Origin of the sequence: Microbacterium sp. SL75 (genome assembly GCF_026625865.1) — a bacterium.
Taxonomy (GTDB): domain Bacteria; phylum Actinomycetota; class Actinomycetes; order Actinomycetales; family Microbacteriaceae; genus Microbacterium.
On sequence record NZ_CP113067.1, the window covers coordinates 1,882,154 to 1,900,921 of the forward strand.

Annotated in this window: 17 protein-coding genes; 11 read left to right on the forward strand and 6 right to left on the reverse strand. The window is 68.9% G+C overall.

The window, feature by feature from the left end; translation table 11 throughout:
* Positions 1–101 precede the first annotated feature (101 nt).
* From groES to OVA17_RS08830, 3 genes are all read left to right on the forward strand, one after another.
* Positions 102–398 carry a co-chaperone GroES gene (gene groES, locus OVA17_RS08820; protein ID WP_039394204.1) on the forward strand — a complete coding sequence of 99 codons (297 nt, stop codon included), beginning with the start codon at positions 102–104 and terminating at the stop codon, positions 396–398.
* Between the two features lie 136 nt (positions 399–534).
* Positions 535–1,476 carry an EamA family transporter RarD gene (gene rarD, locus OVA17_RS08825; RefSeq protein ID WP_267786172.1) on the forward strand — a complete coding sequence of 314 codons (942 nt, stop codon included), beginning with the start codon at positions 535–537 and terminating at the stop codon, positions 1,474–1,476.
* Between the two features lie 166 nt (positions 1,477–1,642).
* Complete coding sequence (locus tag OVA17_RS08830; RefSeq protein WP_210072281.1) at positions 1,643–2,992, forward strand: ABC transporter substrate-binding protein; 1,350 nt, start codon at positions 1,643–1,645, stop codon at positions 2,990–2,992.
* Between the two features lie 513 nt (positions 2,993–3,505).
* On the opposite strand, the gene OVA17_RS08835 is transcribed toward OVA17_RS08830, so the two are convergent.
* Genes OVA17_RS08835 through OVA17_RS08850 form a run of 4 tightly spaced genes read right to left on the reverse strand, consistent with a single transcriptional unit; the run spans position 3,506 to position 7,493 of the window.
* Complete coding sequence (locus tag OVA17_RS08835) at positions 3,506–4,228, reverse strand: ABC transporter ATP-binding protein (RefSeq protein WP_056226465.1); 723 nt, start codon at positions 4,226–4,228, stop codon at positions 3,506–3,508.
* Positions 4,225–5,199: an ABC transporter ATP-binding protein gene (locus OVA17_RS08840; RefSeq protein ID WP_267789375.1), complete on the reverse strand. Its 975-nt coding sequence runs from the start codon at positions 5,197–5,199 to the stop codon at positions 4,225–4,227. Before OVA17_RS08840 ends, OVA17_RS08835 begins: the two co-directional genes overlap by 4 nt.
* Before the next feature lie 13 nt (positions 5,200–5,212).
* On the reverse strand, positions 5,213–6,196 hold the full coding sequence (locus tag OVA17_RS08845) for a branched-chain amino acid ABC transporter permease (RefSeq protein ID WP_267786174.1): 984 nt from the start codon (positions 6,194–6,196) through the stop codon (positions 5,213–5,215).
* 7 nt (positions 6,197–6,203) lie between these two features.
* The gene (locus OVA17_RS08850) at positions 6,204–7,493 is read right to left on the reverse strand and encodes an ABC transporter permease subunit (RefSeq protein WP_267786176.1); all 1,290 of its coding nucleotides are present in this window, start codon (positions 7,491–7,493) and stop codon (positions 6,204–6,206) included.
* 346 nt (positions 7,494–7,839) lie between these two features.
* Here OVA17_RS08850 and guaB point away from each other — a divergent pair, with 346 nt between their 5' ends.
* The 7 genes from guaB (at position 7,840) to OVA17_RS08885 (ending at position 15,899) form a co-directional block, all read left to right on the forward strand.
* Positions 7,840–9,342 (forward strand): IMP dehydrogenase, encoded by a 1,503-nt coding sequence (guaB, locus tag OVA17_RS08855; RefSeq protein WP_267786177.1) that lies wholly within the window; start codon positions 7,840–7,842, stop codon positions 9,340–9,342.
* A 100-nt stretch (positions 9,343–9,442) separates the two neighbouring features.
* Positions 9,443–10,099 (forward strand): TMEM175 family protein, encoded by a 657-nt coding sequence (locus tag OVA17_RS08860; RefSeq protein ID WP_267786178.1) that lies wholly within the window; start codon positions 9,443–9,445, stop codon positions 10,097–10,099.
* A gap of 15 nt (positions 10,100–10,114) precedes the next feature.
* Positions 10,115–11,230: a GuaB3 family IMP dehydrogenase-related protein gene (locus OVA17_RS08865; RefSeq protein WP_210072698.1), complete on the forward strand. Its 1,116-nt coding sequence runs from the start codon at positions 10,115–10,117 to the stop codon at positions 11,228–11,230.
* A 12-nt stretch (positions 11,231–11,242) separates the two neighbouring features.
* Positions 11,243–12,112 carry an SURF1 family protein gene (locus tag OVA17_RS08870; protein ID WP_267786179.1) on the forward strand — a complete coding sequence of 290 codons (870 nt, stop codon included), beginning with the start codon at positions 11,243–11,245 and terminating at the stop codon, positions 12,110–12,112.
* A gap of 10 nt (positions 12,113–12,122) precedes the next feature.
* Entirely contained in the window at positions 12,123–12,644 is a 522-nt protein-coding gene (locus OVA17_RS08875) for a DUF3817 domain-containing protein (protein WP_210072275.1), read from the forward strand.
* A complete protein-coding gene (gene guaA, locus OVA17_RS08880) occupies positions 12,641–14,221 on the forward strand; it encodes a glutamine-hydrolyzing GMP synthase (RefSeq protein ID WP_210072274.1) in 1,581 nt (526 codons plus the stop codon). The genes OVA17_RS08875 and guaA overlap by 4 nt, the downstream gene beginning before the upstream one ends.
* Positions 14,222–14,531: 310 nt before the next feature.
* Entirely contained in the window at positions 14,532–15,899 is a 1,368-nt protein-coding gene (locus OVA17_RS08885; RefSeq protein ID WP_267786181.1) for a glycosyltransferase, read from the forward strand.
* A gap of 137 nt (positions 15,900–16,036) precedes the next feature.
* Here the strand turns inward: OVA17_RS08885 and OVA17_RS08890 are convergent, their stop codons facing one another.
* Positions 16,037–16,750 carry an MBL fold metallo-hydrolase gene (locus OVA17_RS08890; protein WP_267786182.1) on the reverse strand — a complete coding sequence of 238 codons (714 nt, stop codon included), beginning with the start codon at positions 16,748–16,750 and terminating at the stop codon, positions 16,037–16,039.
* Between the two features lie 69 nt (positions 16,751–16,819).
* On the opposite strand from OVA17_RS08890, the gene OVA17_RS08895 reads away from it, so the two are divergent.
* Positions 16,820–17,377 carry a TetR/AcrR family transcriptional regulator gene (locus tag OVA17_RS08895; RefSeq protein ID WP_267786183.1) on the forward strand — a complete coding sequence of 186 codons (558 nt, stop codon included), beginning with the start codon at positions 16,820–16,822 and terminating at the stop codon, positions 17,375–17,377.
* Here the strand turns inward: OVA17_RS08895 and ligD are convergent.
* Positions 17,344–18,573: a non-homologous end-joining DNA ligase gene (ligD, locus tag OVA17_RS08900; protein WP_267786184.1), complete on the reverse strand. Its 1,230-nt coding sequence runs from the start codon at positions 18,571–18,573 to the stop codon at positions 17,344–17,346. The two genes, OVA17_RS08895 and ligD, sit on opposite strands and share 34 nt — an antisense overlap.
* Positions 18,574–18,768: the final 195 nt, after the last annotated feature.

Below are 18,768 nucleotides of genomic sequence, written 5' to 3' on the forward strand. Positions count from 1 at the left end.
ACTCGCGTTGCGTGAGTGCCAGCGCTTCTCTACACTCGAATTAGCACTCTCCCCGCGTGAGTGCTGACAAGTCTTCTGTAACGAGAAAGAAGAGGTAGACCGTGTCGGTTTCCATCAAGCCGCTCGAGGACCGCATCGTCATCAAGCAGGTCGAGGCTGAGCAGACCACTGCGAGTGGTCTCGTCATCCCCGACACCGCCAAGGAGAAGCCGCAGGAGGGCGAAGTCGTCGCCGTCGGCCCCGGCCGCATCGACGACAACGGCAACCGTGTCCCCCTCGACGTCGCCGTCGGCGACCGCGTGCTCTACAGCAAGTACGGCGGCACCGAGGTCAAGTTCGGCGCCGACGAGTACCTCGTGCTCTCGGCTCGCGACGTCCTGGCGGTCGTCGTCCGCTGATCGAGTGAGATCGTTCGAAGGCCCCGGATGCCACGGCATCCGGGGCCTTCTTCGTACCCGCCGCCGGAGTCCGATGTGGCAGGAAAGACGCGACGGTCGGCGCTGCGAGTCACCGAGGGACCCCTAGGCTGAAGCGGTGACCCCCGCGCCTCCCGCTCCGACCGGCGGGAGCACCCGCGGGGCGCTGTACGCGCTCGGCGCATACCTGCTCTGGGGCGTCCTCCCCCTCTACTTCCTGCAGCTCAGGCCCACCGGCCCGTTCGAGGTGGTCGCCTGGCGGATCATCCTCGCGTTCGTGTTCTGCCTGCTGCTGTTGACGGTGCTGCGCACGTGGCGGCCGTTCCTCGCGATCGTGCGGCAGCCGCGGCTCATGGGGCTCACCGCGTTGGCGGGCGTACTCATCTACATCAACTGGCAGACCTACCTCTACGGCGCTTTGACGAACCACGTCATCGAGACGAGCCTCGGCTACTTCATCAACCCCATCGTGACGGTGCTGCTCGGGGTGATCGTGCTCCGTGAGCGGCTGCGCGTCGTGCCGTGGACCGCCATCGGCCTGGCGGTCGTCGCGGTCGCGGTCATCGTCATCGGCTATGGCGCTTTCCCCTGGATCGCCCTGACCCTCGCCTTCTCGTTCGGCTTCTACGGCCTAGTGAAGAAGCAGATCGGACCGGCGGTGGATGCCGTGAGCGGGCTGACCCTCGAGTCGCTGTGGCTGCTCCCGGTCGCGGCGATCCAGCTGGTGTTCGTCGCGAACCTCACCGGCATCACCCTGGGCACGGCGGGAGCACTGCACACCGTTCTGCTCCTGCTCGCGGGAGCCGTCACCGCCGTCCCCCTCCTGCTGTTCGCCTCGGGGGCACGGCGCGTACCGCTCACCGTCATCGGCCTGCTGCAGTTCGTCGCGCCCATCATCCAGTTCGGGATCGGTGTATGGGTGCTGCACGAGCCCATGACCCTCGAACGGTGGATCGGGTTCGCACTCGTGTGGGTGGCGCTCGTGATCCTCAGCGTCGACTCCGTCGTCGCCTCGCGGCGTCATCGCCGGGCTGCGGTGGACGTGTCCGAGCCCGTTTGACCTGTTTCTTTCGTTTCGCGGCTCGGAATTGCCGCGAAAAAGTAACGATTAGGTCGCGTAATCGACCGTTAACACATTGCAACATCGCGGCTACAAGTGCGCCATTAGGTTTGTCACAATCCGAGCGGGTTATCCGCGCGGTTCCAACTCACCAAGGAGCACCCATATGAGTGTCCTCTCCCGTTCGCGTGCGGCGAAGGTCATCGGCGGTTTCGCCGTGGTCGGCGTCACCGCGCTCGTCCTCGCCGGTTGTACCGGTACCAGCACTCCGTCCGACTCCGGCAACGCCGCCGGTGGAGGCGATTTCCCGATCGACTGCAACGCCGCCGAACCCGCCTCGTACACGCCCGAGTACTCGTCGACTTCGACCGGCCCCGCCAAAGACCTCACGTACAACATCGGCACGGCGCTGCCCGTCACCGGTAACCTCGCCTTCCTCGGCCCGCCCGAGATCGCCGGCACCGAGCTCGCGGCCGCCGATGTCAACGCCGCAGCCAAGGGCGTGAACATCAACCTCCTCCAGGGCGACTCGGGTGACACCGACAACAAGGCCTACGAGACCGAGATCCCGCGCCTGCTGGGTGCGGGTGCGACGGCGATCGTCGGTGCCGCATCGTCGGGAACCTCGCTGCAGTTCATCGACCAGGTCATCGCGGCGAACGCCGTGCAGATCTCGCCTGCCAACACCTCGGCGGCCTTCACCGGGTACAACGACAAGGGCCTGTACTGGCGGACTGCTCCCTCGGACGTGCTCCAGGGCGAGGTCCTCGGCAACCTGATCGCCTCCGAGGGCAACGAGACTCTCGGCATGATCGTGCTGAACGACTCGTACGGCACCGGTCTCGCGTGCTTCACCAAGAAGGCGTTCGAGGGTGCCGGCGGATCCGTCGTGGCCACCAGCCTCTACAACACCGGTGACACGAACTTCTCGGCGCAGATCGAGGACGTCCTGGCCCAGAAGCCCGATGCGATCGCCCTGATCACGTTCGACGAGGTCTCGACGATCATCCCCGACCTGACCGCCAGCTTCGCGAAGGACAAGCTGTTCTTCGTCGACGGCAACCTGAAGAACTTCGGTACGCAGTTCCCGAACGGCACCCTCACCGGCGCCAAGGGGACCTACCCGAGCGTCGATCCCGATTCGACGGCGACTTTCCGCAGCACGCTGGAGTCGTTCTGGACCGGTAAGGGCAACCCCAAGCTCGACGACTTCACCTATGCCCCCGAGTCGTATGACTCGGTCATCCTCCTCGCCCTCGCGGCGCTGAAGGCGGGCTCGGCGGCCGGTCCCGACGTGGCTGCCAACATGCAGGCGGTCTCGGGCGGTACGGGCGGTGGCACGAAGTGCACCACCTACGCCGCGTGCGCCGACATCATCATCGGCGGCGGCGAGGCCGACTATGACGGCGTCTCGGGCCCGATCACGTTCAACGACGTGGGCGACCCGACGCAGGCCACCATCGGTGTCTTCGAGTACGGCGACGACAACAACTACAGCTGGCTCCGCGCCGGTTGATCGGTTCCCCGTGAAGGGCCCCGGGACTTCGGTCCCGGGGCCCTTTCCCGTGCGCGGGGGGAGACCGTTCCGCGGCTCGGCCACGGCATCCACGCGCCTTCAGCTCCCTGCGGGCGGCGCGCACCTCGAACGGTTGGCCGCGAAGGTTCCGGGCGGGGTGCGTTCGTCCGCATTCGAAAAGGCCCGGACAGTGAGGCGTCCACAGGCTCTGACCGCGGCCTCGTGGCAGGCGCACGTCAGCACAAGGCTGCGTCGGAGGGGCCCAGCTAGTCGGCGCGGACCGTAGAGCGAATCAGAAGCTCGGGTCCGTGGCATCCGTTCTCCCGCCTCGCCCGGGCGGTACAGCGCGTCCGCTGCAACGAGCGTCCCGACGACGGCGCGCACTGACCTCCGAGAAGGGCACGTCGTCGCCTTCGAAGCGGTTAGGGCGGGGAAGCCGAGCGGGCGCACCTCGGCGGCAAAGCGGAAGGCCCGAGCCCCTGGGGGACTCGGGCCTTCCGGCGGGGGCTCGGCTCAGGTGCCGAGCGTGCCCAGGTACAGACCGATCACAGCCGGGTCGTCCATGAGCTCGCGACCGGTTCCCGTGTAGGCGTCGCGACCCTGGTCGAGCACGTAGCCGCGGTCGCAGATCTGCAGGCAGCGGCGGGCGTTCTGCTCCACCATGATGCAGGTCACCCCGGCCTTGTTGATCTCGGATACGCGGATGAACGCCTCGTCCTGACGAACCGGAGACAGGCCGGCCGACGGCTCGTCGAGCAGCAGTACCTTCGGGTCCATCATGAGCGCGCGTCCCATGGCGACCATCTGGCGCTCACCGCCCGACAGCGAGCCGGCGCGCTGCTTCAGGCGCTTGGCGAGGTCGGGGAAGATGCTCGTGACGAAGTCGACGCGCTCGTTGAACCCCTTCGGTCGCTGATACAGGCCCATCTGAAGGTTCTCCGCGATCGTCAGGCTCGGGAACACGTTGTTCGTCTGCGGGACGAACCCGACGCCCTTGGCGACGAGCTTGTTGGCCCGCAGGCCCGTGATCTCTTCGCCCTGCAGCAGAACGGACCCCGAGCGTACCTTCACCTGGCCGAAGATCGCTTTGAGCATCGTCGACTTTCCGGCGCCGTTGGGGCCGATGATGCCGATGAGCTCGCCGGGAGCAGCGGTCAGGTTGGCGCCGTTGAGGATGTTCACGCCCGGCAGGTACCCGGCATGCACGTCGCGGAGCTCGACAACGTTGGCGGTCATCGACCGTCCTCCTTCTCGTGCGACGACTCTGCGTCGATCGCGGCGTCGACCTGCTGCGCGGTCTCGAGCAGCTCGGCGGCTGCGGTCGAGTCGACCGTGCCCTCGTGGCGGCCGGTGACAACACCCAGGTCGACGTCCTGGTGTGCGCCGAGGTACGCGTCGATCACGGCCTGGTCCTTCATGACGGTGTCGGGCGGCCCCTCGGCGACGATCTTGCCCTCGGCCATCACGACGACCCAGTCGGCGATGTGGCGGACCATGTGCATGTCGTGCTCGACGAACAGCACGGTCATACCGAGGTCCTTGAGATCGAGGATGTGGTCGAGCAACGACTGCGTCAGCGCGGGGTTGACCCCGGCCATCGGCTCGTCCAGCATGACCAGCGTCGGATCGCTCATGAGCGCTCGCGCCATCTCGAGGAGCTTGCGCTGGCCGCCCGAGAGGGAGGCCGCGAAGTCGGTCTCTTTGCTGTCGAGCTTGAAACGCTTGAGCAGCTCGCGCGCCTTGGCGTCGTTGTCGGTCTCCTGCTTACGCCACACGAACGGGAGGATGCTCGAGAGCAGGCTCTCGCCCTTCTGCTTCGTCGCGCCGAGCTTCATATTCTCGAGGACGGTGAGCAGACCCAGCGCTTTGGTGAGCTGGAACGTGCGCACCTGACCCATGCGGGCCGCCTTGAACGCGGGGATACCGGCGAGGTTGCGGCCGTCGAACGACCACTGGCCGCTGTTGGGCTTGTCAAAGCCGGTCAGGAGGTTGAACAGCGTCGTCTTGCCCGCACCGTTGGGCCCGATCAGCGCCGTGATGGCATTTCGTGGGATCTCTAGGTGCTTCACATCGACGGCGGTGTTGCCGCCGAAGTCGCGGCGGACGTTGTCGGCGATGATGATCGGGTCGACCTTCGCGACGCCGGGGGCGATCTCGCCCTTGTGCAGCCCGGTCGCCTTCACCCGCGGCGCCGAGGCGCTGGGCACGACCGGCGTGGACTCATCGGACAAAGGTCATCTCCTTCTTGCTGCCCAGGATGCCCTGGGGGCGGAAGATCACGAGCAGCATGAGCGCGACGCCGACGATGACGAAGACGAGCATCTGGGACTGGTCTGCGGTGAGGAACGGCAGCAGTCCGATCGAGGACAGCGCCGGCAACAGGTTCGACAGGAACGCGCGCACGACCCAGAACAGCACGGCGCCGAGCACCGGGCCGAAGATCGTCGCCGCACCACCGAGCAGGAGCGCCGTGTACACGAAGAACGTCTGCGAGGTGACGTAGACGTTCGGGTTCACGTTCGTGTCCATGGCGGTGATGATGCCGCCCGCGGCGATGATCACACCGCCGATGACGAGTGCCTGCATCTTGAAGGCGAAGACGTTCTTTCCGAGTGCGCGCACGGCGTCTTCGTCTTCGCGGATGCCGCGGATGACACGACCCCAGGGGCTGCGCATGAGCATCCAGACGAGGAGGACCGCGACGGCGACGGCGACCAGGCCGATGAGGATGACGTACCAGCGGTTGGCGTTGTACGTCCACGGGCCGATGCCGTAGTCCCCTGCCGGGAGCGGGTTGTTCTCGCCGCGCCACCCCGACTGGAAGTTGAACAGGCCGTCGGCCGAGCCCGTGACGCCACGGAAGGTCGAGGTGAGGAACACCAGTCGGAGGATCTCGGCGGCCGCGATCGTGACGATGGCGAGGTAGTCGCCTCGCAGCCGAAGCGTCGGGATGCCCATGATGAGCGCGAACACGACGGCCGCTGCGAAACCGATCAGAGCGGCGAGCGGCCACGCAAGGCCGAACGTCAGGATCGAGATCGCGAAGCCGTAGGCGCCGATGGCCATGAAGCCGGCGACGCCCATGTTGAGAAGGCCGGCGAAGCCGAAGTGCATCGACAGGCCGATGGCCGCAAGGGCGTAACCGAACGTGGCCGGCGCGAGGATCTGCGAGGCCGTGTTCGAGAGGATCTGCAGGAAGTCCATGGTTTACCTACCCGATTCGCTCTCGGCGGCCGAGGATGCCCTGCGGCCGGAAGAGGAGGATGACGATGAGCACGACGAGGGCGCCCACATACTTCATGTCGGAGGGGATCCACAGGGTGGACACCTCGACGAGGAGGCCGACCACGATCGAGCCGATGAGAGCTCCGAACGCGGTACCGAGTCCGCCGAGCACGACGGCGGCGAACATGAGCAGCAGGATGCCGGAACCCATGTCCCAGCGGATGCCGGGGCGGAAGTAGGCCCACAGCACGCCCGCGAGACCGGCGAGAGCGGATGCCAGGATCCAGACCATGCGCACGACGTTGTCGACGTCGATGCCGCTGGCGGCGGCGAGCGAGGGGTTGTCGGACACCGCACGGGTGGCCCGGCCCAGACGCGTCCGGGTGAGGAACCACGCGAAGGCCGCGATCACGACGATCGAGATGCCCATGCTCGTCAGGTCGGTCACGCTGATGCGGATCGATCCGAGGCCCGGGATGATGTCGCTCGACGCGCCCGGGAGCTGCTGCGTGCCGCCGCCGATGAAGATCTGGAACACGTAGCGCAGCGCCAGTGACAGACCGATCGAGACGATCATGAGCTGGACGATGCCGAGACCCTTCCTTCGAAGGGGCCTCCAGATCCCGGCATCCATCGCGAGGCCGAAGACTCCCGAGAGGACAACCGCGAGGGGGATCGCGATCCAGATCGACCATCCGGTGCCCGCGCTCAGGAACAACGCGGCGATGGCGCCGAAGGTCACCATCTCGCCGTGGGCGAAGTTCGACAGGCCCGTCGTGCCGAACACGAGCGAGAGTCCGATCGCGGCGAGGGCGAGCATGAGGCCGAAGTTCAGGCCGTTCACCGTGCGCGAGAGCAGCTGGTCCATGAAGCCGACCGTCTGGCGTTCCGCGGCGCCGAGGGTGAAGTTGCTCGAGACGGTGCTGGAGCTGCCGAACTGCACCTGCCGCTCGAACTCCTGGCCGTCCGGAACAGTCACACCCGAGGGGAGGGAGTTGCGATCCAGGTCCACTGTCCAGGACCCCTCTTTGGTGGGGACCTTGATTGTCGCGCGACCGCGCTCGTCTGTCGTGGCCTCGCCCGTGAAGGAACCGTCGGTGGCGGTGACCTTCGCCTGAGCGACGGGCTCTCCCTCGGAGCGCACGTTCACCGTGATGGAATAGGGAAGATCCTCGTCGTTGACGGCTGCCGTCGATGCGGGGGCGAACCCGAGCACCAGAGCGGCAGCGAAGAGTCCTGACAGCAGCGTCAGGATCGAGCGTCGACGGCGAGGCATCCGTGGAGATGCTTGCCGAGTGGTCACGAAACCTCCTGGTCGTTCGACGACGTGGACCGTCGCCGCCCGGACACCGTAGTCCGGGATTATTGCCGCGTTGTTTCCATCGCAGCAGTCGATGCGAGAACGATACCCGGACGCGATGTATTCGCTGTGCGTTGCGCATTCGGGGCGTCTTCACCCCTGCGCAACGGGGGTAGTGGCGGGCGTGTGATGTGGGGTATATCGCGCGAGCGGGGAAGAAAAGAGGTCCCTACGGCGCTTACACTTTCAGGCGGAGCGCGCCGCACGCGCCCCGGCCGACGACGTCCCTTTTCGAGCAGGCGCCGCGCGCGCAGGAGGATTCATGGAGCAGCACGACCCGTTCGGTTTCATCGGACTGACTTACGACGACGTGTTGCTGCTTCCCGGCCACACAGACGTCATCCCGAGCGAGGCCGACACGTCGTCGCGTCTGAGCCGCCGAATCACGGTGGCCACGCCCCTGCTCTCGAGCGCGATGGACACCGTCACCGAGGCGCGCATGGCGATCGCCATCGCGCGTCAGGGCGGTATCGGCATCGTCCACCGCAATCTCTCGATCGAGGACCAGGCCGGCATCGTCGACCAGGTCAAGCGCAGCGAGTCGGGCATGGTCTCGAACCCGATCACCACGAATCCGGATGCCACGGTGGCCGAGGTCGACGCGATGTGCGCGCAGTACCGCATCTCGGGCCTGCCGGTGGTCGATCTCGACGGCGTTCTGGTCGGCATCATCACGAACCGCGACATGCGCTTCGTCTCGGGCTTCGAGCGCCAGACGACCAAGGTCAGGGACGTCATGACGAAGGACGGCCTGATCACCGGGCACGTCGGCATCCACGCCAACGACGTCATCGCGACGTTCGCGAAGCACCGCGTCGAGAAGCTCCCGCTCGTCGACGACGACGGCAAGCTCGCCGGCCTCATCACGATCAAGGACTTCGACAAGAGCGAGAAGTACCCCCTCGCCACCAAGGACGACCAGGGGCGACTACGCGTGGGCGCTGCCATCGGTTTCTTCGGTGACGCGTGGCAGCGTGCCGAGGCCCTGCGCGACGCGGGCGTCGACGTCCTCGTCGTCGACACGGCGAACGGGCAGTCGGCCGGGGTCATCGACATCGTGAGCCGTCTCAAGGCAGACTCCTCGTTCGATCACATCGACGTCATCGGTGGCAACGTCGCGACCCGCGAGGGCGCCCAGGCGCTCATCGACGCGGGAGTGGATGCCGTCAAGGTCGGCGTCGGTCCGGGCTCGATCTGCACCACCCGCGTGGTCGCGGGCGTCGGCGTGCCGCAGGTCACCGCGATCTACGAGGCCGCGAAGGCGGCGATCCCCGCGGGCGTGCCCGTGATCGCCGACGGCGGCCTGCAGTACTCGGGCGACATCGCCAAGGCCCTCGTGGCGGGCGCCGACACCGTCATGCTCGGCTCGCTCCTCGCCGGTACCGACGAGTCGCCGGGCGAGATCGTGTTCCAGGGCGGCAAGCAGTTCAAGCAGTACCGCGGGATGGGCTCGCTCGGCGCTCTGCAGACGCGCGGCAAGAAGACCTCGTACTCGAAGGACCGCTACTTCCAGGCCGACGTCCCCAGCGACGACAAGCTCATCCCCGAGGGCATCGAGGGTCAGGTCCCGTACCGCGGGCCGGTCGCCGCGGTGGCGTACCAGCTCATCGGGGGCCTTCGCCAGTCGATGTTCTACGTCGGTGCACGCACCGTCGAGGAGCTCAAGTCCAAGGGCAGGTTCGTCCGCATCACGTCGGCGGGTCTGAAGGAATCGCACCCGCACGACGTCCAGATCGTGGTCGAGGCGCCGAACTACAAGAAGTAAGCGTCGCAGCGAAGGGCCGGGTGCACGAGTGCCCGGCCGTTCTGCGACCCGGGAGGGCGTCACGAGGTGGGCCCGAATCGCCCGCCGTTACGCTGACGGCATGATCGGACGCAGAAGTCACCCCCGAGCTTCGGTCTCGGCGCGCCGGACGGAGGCCTTCACCGACGGCGTGTTCGCGATCGCCGCGACCCTGCTCGTTCTCGGGCTCACCGACCACCCCGTGGGGGCGCTGGATTCCGACGCGGCGCTCGGTACCGCGCTGGCCGAGCTCGCCCCGACGCTCGCGACGTTCGTCATCGCGTTCCTGGTGCTCTGCCGCTTGTGGATGACGCACGTCGAACAGTTCGAGCACATCGTGCGGGTGGACACCCTGGGCATGTGGTTGAACACGTTGCGGTTGTTGTTCGTCGTGCTGGTGCCGTTCGCGGCCTCCGTCAACTACGGCGGCGAGAACCTGAGGCTCGGACAACTCGTGCTGCCCGGGGTGTTCTTGGTGTCGTTGTTCTTCAGCTGGCTGCAATGGCTCTGGGCCGCGCGGTCGGGCGCCGTGGCCGACCTCTCCGCTGTCGAGACGCGCGCCGCCGGGCGGGCCGGTCTCACCGCCGTCGTCGTCGGTGCGGGTGTCGTCGCGCTCAGCCCGTGGCTGGGCTCTTGGGCGTTCCTGCTGTACGTCGTCGACGGGCCGCTGACACGCGCGCTGGGTGGCCGACATTCGTCGGTGGACGATCCCGACGGGGATGTCGGAGGGCGCGGGTAGGCTGAGGGGGTGACCATGGAGATCGATCTCGGCCGCGCCAAGCGCGCCCGCCGCGCGTACACCTTCGACGACATCGCCGTCGTGCCGTCGCGGCGCACGCGCAACCCCGAAGACGTCTCGACCGCGTGGACCATCGACGCGTTCCCCTTCGAGATCCCCGTGCTCGGTGCCCCCATGGATTCCGTGGTCAGCCCCCGCACGGCGATCGAGCTGGGCCGCCTCGGCGGACTGGGCGTGCTCGATCTCGAGGGGCTGTGGACGCGCTACGACGACCCCGAGCCCTTGCTGGCCGAGATCGCCACGCTCGCGGACGCCGATGCCACGCGTCGCATGCAAGAGCTCTACGCCGAGCCCATCAAGCCCGAGCTCGTGCGCGATCGCCTCGCCGAGGTGCGGGCCGCGGGCGTCACGGTCGCGGGCGCCCTCACGCCGCAGCGCACGCAGGACCTGTACGAGACCGTGGTCGCCGCGGGCGTCGACCTGTTCGTGATCCGAGGCACCACGGTGTCGGCGGAGCACGTGTCGAAGGTCGCCGAGCCGCTCAACCTCAAGAAGTTCATCTACGACCTCGATGTCCCCGTGATCGTGGGCGGGGCGGCCACCTACACGGCCGCTCTGCACCTCATGCGCACCGGTGCCGCGGGCGTGCTCGTCGGGTTCGGCGGGGGAGCGGCTTCGACCACGCGCGCCACCCTCGGACTGCACGCCCCGATGGCCACCGCGGTGGCCGACGTCGCCGGCGCTCGCCGCGACTACCTCGACGAGTCGGGCGGACGCTACGTGCACGTGATCGCCGACGGCGGGGTGGGCACCTCGGGCGACATCGTCAAGGCGCTCGCCATGGGCGCCGACGCGGTCATGCTCGGAGTCGCGCTCGCCCGCGCGACCGATGCCCCCGGCCGCGGCTTCCACTGGGGTCCCGAAGCGCACCACCCCAAGCTTCCCCGCGGTCGTCGTGTCGAGGTCGACCGCGTCGGTCCGCTCGAGCAGGTCCTCTACGGCCCCGCTCCGGTCGCCGACGGCACGGCCAACCTCATCGGCGCCCTCAAGAAGTCGATGGCGACCACCGGGTACTCCGACCTCAAGGAATTCCAACGCGTCGAGGTCGTCGTCGCCCCTTACGGGCACTGATCCCGGAGCCCCATGACCTCCACCCCCACGACCGAGCCGGCTCCGCCGCAGATCTTTCCGCCGACGCTGCGGGAGGTCATGCTGCGGCCGCGCTGGATCGCGCTGCTGGCGTTCTCGCTCATCGTGGCGGGCGCGCTGGCGTGGCTGGGGCAGTGGCAGTTGGGGCGCGCGGTCGACACCGCACCCCCCGAGCCGGGTCAGACCGAGATCGTGCGACCGCTCGCCGACGTCGTCCAGCCGGGCGACTACCTTGCCGAGCCCCTCGTGGGACAGCGGGTCGAGACGAGCGGCACCTGGGTGGCATCCGACTTCATCGTCGTCTCGTCGCGGTACAACGACGACGTCCAGGGCTACTGGGTGACCGGGCAGTTGCGCGTCGCCGGCGCGGCTCAGCCGACGTCGATCGCCGTCGCCACCGGGTGGACGAGCAGCCGCGATCAGGCCGATGCGGCCGCCGATGAGCTGCGCGCCGAGGCCGAGGCCGATCCCACCGCGGTGGTGGAGGTCACCGGCCGTCTCATCTCCGACGAGGGGGCGTCCATTCCGCCCGCCGACGCCGATCCTCTGACGCTCGTGAAGATGTCGCCGGCCATGCTGCTGGGCCGCTGGCACGACACGCAGGGTCTCGATGTCTACCGGCAATACATCGCGTCGCAGACGGCGATCGGCCCGCTCGACGCGATCGCATCGCCCGCGCCCGATGAGCGCTCGCGCGTCAACTGGCTCAACATCTTCTACGCGGCCGAGTGGGCCATCTTCGCCGGCTTCGCGCTGTACCTCTGGTATCGCCTCGCGCGCGACGCCTGGGAGAAAGAAGTGGAAGATCTCGAGGACGAACAGTCCGAGGCCCTCGCGGCGGGCGCCGCGGAATCCCGCGACTAGACTGGCCTCCATGCCCCGCGCCCCCAAGCTCGCCTCTTTCCCGGCGATCCGCGGAGCCCTGAAGTTCTACCAGATCTGCTCGATCATCACGGGTATCGGCCTGCTGCTGCTGGTCGCCGAGATGATCCTGAAGTACACGCCCATTCACGTGGAGCTGTTCCTCGGCGGATCCGGTGGATTCCTGTGGTTCGCGGATGCCGTGCCCGGCCCCGACTGCCAGTGGTTCTCGCTCTTCGTCCCCGGCGGTAACGGCTGCTCGATCCTGTCGACCGGCGACGGCGTGAACGTCTCGCTGGCGATCCTGGTGGTCCACGGTTGGTTCTACGTCGTCTACCTCATCTCGTGCTTCCGCGTGTGGAGCCTCATGCGGTGGCCGTTCCGCCGGTTCGTCTTCCTCGCCCTCGGTGGCGTGGTGCCGTTCCTCTCCTTCATCCTCGAGGTGCGCACCGCCCGTCGCGTGCGCGCCTATCTCGCCGAGCGTGAGGCCGCGAAGGCCGCCGCTCCCGTTCCCGCCCCGGAAGGCAACCGGTGACCGAACAGACCGAAACGTCCCAGCGCCCCGTCCTCGTCGTCGACTTCGGCGCCCAGTACGCGCAGCTGATCGCCCGCCGCGTCCGCGAGGCCGGCGTCTACAGCGAGATCGTGCCGCACACCGCGTCGGCGCAGGAGATCGCCGCCAAGAACCCCGTCGGCATCATCCTGTCGGGTGGCCCGTCGTCGGTGTACGAAGAGGGAGCGCCCAGCCTCGACGCCGACGTCTTCGACCTCGACGTACCCACGCTCGGCATCTGCTACGGCTTCCAGGTCATGGCCAAGGCGCTCGGCGGAGAGGTGGCGAACACCGGTCTCCGCGAGTACGGGGCGACGGATGCCACGGTCGTCACCGAGGGCACGCTGCTCGAGGGGCAGCCCGCCGAGCAGAACGTCTGGATGAGCCACGGCGATCAGGTGTCCCGCGCTCCCGAGGGCTTCGAGGTCCTCGCCCGCACCGCCCACACCCCGGTCGCGGCCTTCGCGAACGACGCGCGCCGCATGTACGGCGTGCAGTGGCACCCCGAGGTCAAGCACTCCGACCACGGCCAGCACGTGCTCGAGAACTTCCTGCACAAGGCCGCAGGCCTCCCCGCCGACTGGAACAGCGGCAACGTCATCGCCGAGCAGGTCGAGCGCATCCGCCAGCAGGTCGGCACCAGCCGCGTGATCTCGGCGCTGTCCGGCGGCGTCGACTCCGCCGTCTCGACCGCGCTCGTGCACGAGGCCGTCGGCGACCAGCTCATCGCCGTGTTCGTCGACCACGGTCTGCTCCGCCAGGGCGAGCGCGAGCAGGTCGAGAACGACTACGTCGCCTCCACCGGTGTGAAGCTCATCACCGTCGACGCGCGTGAGACGTTCCTGAACGCCCTCGCCGGGGTCAGCGATCCCGAGCAGAAGCGCAAGATCATCGGCCGGGAGTTCATCCGCGCCTTCGAGAAGGTGCAGGCCGATCTCGTCGCCGAGGCCAAGGCCGAGGGGGAGCAGGTGCGCTTCCTCGTGCAGGGAACGCTCTACCCCGACGTCGTCGAGTCGGGTGGCGGAGCCGGTACCGCGAACATCAAGAGCCACCACAACGTCGGCGGCCTGCCCGAAGATCTGCAGTTCGAGCTCGTCGAACCGCTGCGCACCCTCTTCAAGGACGAGGTCCGCGCCATCGGACGCGAGCTGGGCCTGCCCGAAGCCATCGTCGGCCGTCAGCCCTTTCCGGGGCCCGGCCTTGGCATCCGCATCGTGGGTGAGGTCACCGCTGACCGTCTCGAGATCCTGCGTGAGGCCGACGCCATCGCCCGCGCCGAGCTGACCAAAGCCGGTCTCGACAACGAGATCTGGCAGTGCCCCGTCGTGCTGCTCGCCGACGTGCGCTCGGTGGGCGTCCAGGGAGATGGCCGCACCTACGGACACCCCATCGTGCTGCGCCCGGTCTCGAGCGAAGACGCGATGACCGCCGACTGGACGCGCCTGCCCTACGACGTGCTGTCGAAGATCTCGAACCGCATCACCAACGAGGTGCGCGACGTCAACCGCGTGGTTCTCGACGTGACGTCGAAGCCGCCGGGGACGATCGAATGGGAGTGAGCGTCTAGCCCGCTCCCGCGCCGACGTCGTCGGCCGGCTCCGGGGCACCGCCTTCGGGTCGAGAGCGGGGCCCCTACCCCGATCGACCCGAAGACGGTGCCCCTTCGCCGTCCGGCGTCGGCGGCGCTCCGTCTGTCCGCGGAGGGTATGCAAAACCGGGACGCTGGCCCGATCGACTCGGGAGGGCGTGTCACGTGTCCTCGCGTTCGCGGCTGGGCGTGCGTTCCAGCGCTTCCGGCGGAAAGAAGGACAGGGCTGCCGTGTCTCCGACGTGCCGCGGGGGACGCGGCGGGTGGGGGAGGATGGGGGCGTGACTTCCGGCGACTTCCCCGACGCGTGGTACCTCATCCTGTCGAGCCGGCTGATACCCGACCTCGACGGCGGGTACACGATCGCCACCCTCGCGCGGGCGCGGCAGATGGCCCAGGCCGGCGCGGACCCCCTCCTGCTGACCGTCGACCCGGGTGACGCCGACGCTCACTCTGCGCAGCGCGCGACCTTCGTCGAGCGGGGGGCGGCCTCGGCATCCGGGATCTTCCGCAACCTCTTCGACGAGGCCGTCGACGCCGAGGGGGGAGCCGCGGCGTGGTTGCGCGAAGCGGCGCACGCGGGGGACGCCGACCCGGCGCTGGAGTACCGCCTCGTGGCCGGGGGAGCGGTCGAGCTCCCCGTGGTCATCGACCCCGACTGGCACCTCGCGACCGCGCCGATCGTGATCCGGGATGCCGCGGGCGGACCCGTCGGCGTGATCGACGGATTCGGGGCGCTGTACCGCGCGTGGCTGACGCACCTGGCCGACCGGCTCCGTGTCGACAACGACCGGCCGATCGTCGTCATCTGCGAGTCGCGGCAGCTCGGCGAGCTCATCGCGGGCTGGGGCGATGACGACGTGCGGATCGTGCACGCGGTGCACACGATCCACCTCGAGCCGCCGTTCCAGGCCGACTCGGAGCTGAACCCCCTGTGGACGCGGTGGTTTGAGATCTCACCGCGCTTCGACGCCGTGCTGTGGCCGACCGCGTACCAGCGCGATGACGTGCGGGCGCGCTTCGGCACCGCGGCGAACGACGTGGTCGCACCGCACGGCGTGGAGGCTCCGGATGCCGTTGTGTCGGCGTCGCAGCGTGAGCGGGGCCTCGTCGTGGTGCTGGGGCGACTCGCCCCCGGCAAACGGCTCGACCGGGCGATCGACGCCTTCGCGCGCGTTCTCGGCGACGTGCCGGACGCTCGGCTCGAACTCTGGGGCGAGGGAGCGCAGCGCGGGGCACTCGAGGCTCTCGTCGCCGAACACGGACACGAACACGCCGTCTCGCTGCCCGGGCTCACCACCGAGCCGGGCGCTGTGCTCGACCGAGCCGCCGTGTACCTGACGACCTCCGCCTTCGAGGGGCAGGGGCTCGCTCTCGCTGAAGCTCTCGCGCACGGGACGCCGGTGGTGGCGTGGGATATCCGCTACGGCCCGCGCGACATGCTCGCGTCGGGTGGCGGCATCCTGGTTCCGGACGGCGATGACGACGCTCTGGTCGATGCGCTGCGGCGGGTGCTCACCGACGACGGGCTGCGTGAGAGTCTTGCGGCCGAGGCGCGGCAGGCAGCGGATGCCGTGAGCCCGGCGCGCGCGATGAGCACCCTCGCGGCTGTGGCACAAGAGGTGCTGGGGCGGTCGCGCCGGCGCTGAATCGCGCAACCCGGGATTGCGTTCCGTGTGCGTTGTCGCTCGAGCCGAGCCGAGGCGCGGCCTGGCGGTGCCGGGGTCCTCGCCCACCCGTACGTCCCGCTCCGACCGACACGGTCCGAGCCGCGTAGGCGTCCGCGTCAGCCGCGCGCGACCCTCCGCACCGCGTCCGCCGCATCCGCCGGAGAGCCGCGGAACGCCGGGCCGTGGCCGGGCAGCACCCAGTCGGCATCCAGTCCCGCGATGCGATCGAGCGAGGCGAGCGCCTCGGCCGGGTCGTCGGTGAAGGGCGCGGGTCCGGGGCCGGTGCGACCGGTCAGGACGTGGCGCGTCGTGAGGGCGTCGCCGACGAACACGGCGCGCACCGCGGGGGAGAAGACCGCGACGCTACCCGGGGAGTGACCGGGCATGCCGACGATGCGAGGGCTTCCGGGGAGGTCGAGGGTCTCGCCGTCGGCGACCTCGCGCACCTCGGTCAGCCACTGCGGACGCATCCCCTTGCGGATGCCGAAGGCGGCGAAGCTCAGCAGTGGGCCGAGGCGGAACGGGCCCATCGCGCTCTTCGGCTTGTCGCCCCCGCGGGCGCGATCGGCGTCGCCCGCATGCACGAAGACGGGGACGCCGTGCTCGCGGCGGAGCCGCTCCGCGAAGCCGACGTGGTCGCTGTCGCCGTGGGTGAGGATGACGCCGCGGATGTCGTCGAGGGTTCGGCCGAGGCCGTCCAGTTCGTGGCGCAGGTCGGCGTACATGCCGGGGAGTCCGGCGTCGACGAGGGTGATGCCGTCGGGGGCGACGACGAGGTAAGAGGCGACGATGTCGTTGCCGATGCGGTGGAGCGATGGAGCGAGTCTCACGGGGTGCCTTTCTGAATGGCTACGAACATTAGCCATGATAGCTTATTAGCGTAGCCATGAGGAGGGTCCGTGCCCACACCGGAGAGAACGTCGCTCGACGAGATCGTCGAGGCGGCCGCGCGACTGCTCGAAGAGGGCGGACCCAGCGTCGTGACGATGCAGGCCGTCGCCCAGGCGGTCGGGGTCAAGGCTCCGTCGCTGTATAAGAGGGTGCGCGACCGCGAGGCCCTGCTCGGACTCGTCGGGGCAGCCGCGGCCGACGACCTGACGGTGCGGCTCGAGACGGCATCCGCGAATCTCGACGACCTACTGGTCGCCTTTCGCGCGTTCGGGCACGACAGGCCGGAGGCGTTCCGTCTGTTGTCCACGACGGTGGTGGATGCCGACCGACTTGCTGCCACGAGCGCGCCGGTGCTGCGCGCGACGACGTCGGCGGTGGGTGAGGCGCACGCGCTCGACGCCGCTCGGCTGTTGACGGCGTGGGCCACCGGGTTCGTCACGATGGAGCTCGCGGGGGCCTTCCGCCTCGGCGGCGACCTCGACGACGCGTACCGCTACGGTCGGCGCCACCTGGTCGCCTCGCTCACGCGGGATCAGGGAGCTGAGCGGCCGGCCCAGGGGTCGTAGTCGGCGATCAGGTCCTCCTGCGCCGGGCGCTCGGCATCCGGCACGTGCTGGAGGTTCACGCGCACGCGGTACCAGAGCGAGCTCGACCCGCGCATACCGTCGACGAGCACGTCGGCGGGGTGGAGCTCAGATGCCGCGTCGGGATGCCGCTGCTTCCAGGTCTCGAGGGCGTCGAGCGCCTCGGTCTTGGTCTTCGTCCGCGCGACCTCGATGAGCGGCATGGTCGAGGCTCGGCGACCCGAACCGTCGGAGCCGCGCGGGGGTTTCTCGGCGGGGCCGAGCTCTTTCGCCAGGGCGAGGAGTGCATCGAGCGAGCCCGCCGCGTCGTCGATGCCGGCATGGGAATCGCCCACGCTGCGGAAGCGCTCGGGCACGGTGAGAACGGTGAACTCCCCGGGGCGACGGTCGCGCACCTCGTCCCAGGTGAGCGGCGTCGACACGCGAGCGTCGGGAAGTGCGCGGATCGAGTACGCCGAGGCGACCGTGCGGTCCTTGGCATTCTGGTTGAAGTCGACGAAGACGCTCTCGCCGCGCTCCTCCTTCCACCAGCGGGCGGTCGCGAGACCCGGCGCACGGTTCTCGACCTCGCGGGCGAGGGTCTCGGCGGCCAGGCGGACGTCGGCGTAGGACCACTCCGGACGGATGCGCACGAGGATGTGCAGCCCCCGGGACCCAGAGGTCTTCGGCCATCCGACGAGCCCGTGATCCTCCAGCACCTCGCGGGCGATGAACGCGACGTCCACGATCTGGGCCCAGTCGACCCCGGGCATCGGATCGAGGTCGACGCGGAGCTCGTCGGGATGATCGAGGTCTTCGGCGCGCACGGGATGCGGGTTGAGGTCGAGGCAGCCGAGGTTGACGACCCACGCCAGTCCCGCGGCATCCCGGATCACCGTCTCTTCGGCCGAGGTGCCCGAGGCGTAGTACAGGGTGGCGGTGTCGATGAAGGCGGGGTGGTTCTCGGGGACGCGCTTCTGGAAGAAGGGCTCATGATCGAGACCCTTCGAGAAGCGCTTGAGCACCATCGGACGACCGCCCGCTCCGCGCAGGGCGCCCTCGGCGACGGCGAGGTAGTACCGCACGAGGTCGAGTTTGGTGAGGCCGGGCTCGGGGAAGACGACGCGGTCGGGGCTCGTGACGCGCACCTCGTGGCCGTCGACGTCGAGGATCTCGGCCGGGGTCTTCGCGGGGCTCATGGCGGGAGGCTAGCGCCGCGGCATTCGGGGTTCGAACCCCTTGCGGGCGGGGTGCGGGGGCGTTGCGGCGTGTTGAGTGTCCAGGACACCCGGACAGTTTCTCGGCGGGTCCGGGTGTTGTGGACACTCGTAACGGGGCGGGGTGCCGGGGCGTTGCGAGGCGTTAAGAGGCCAGGGCGCCCGGACAGTTTCTCG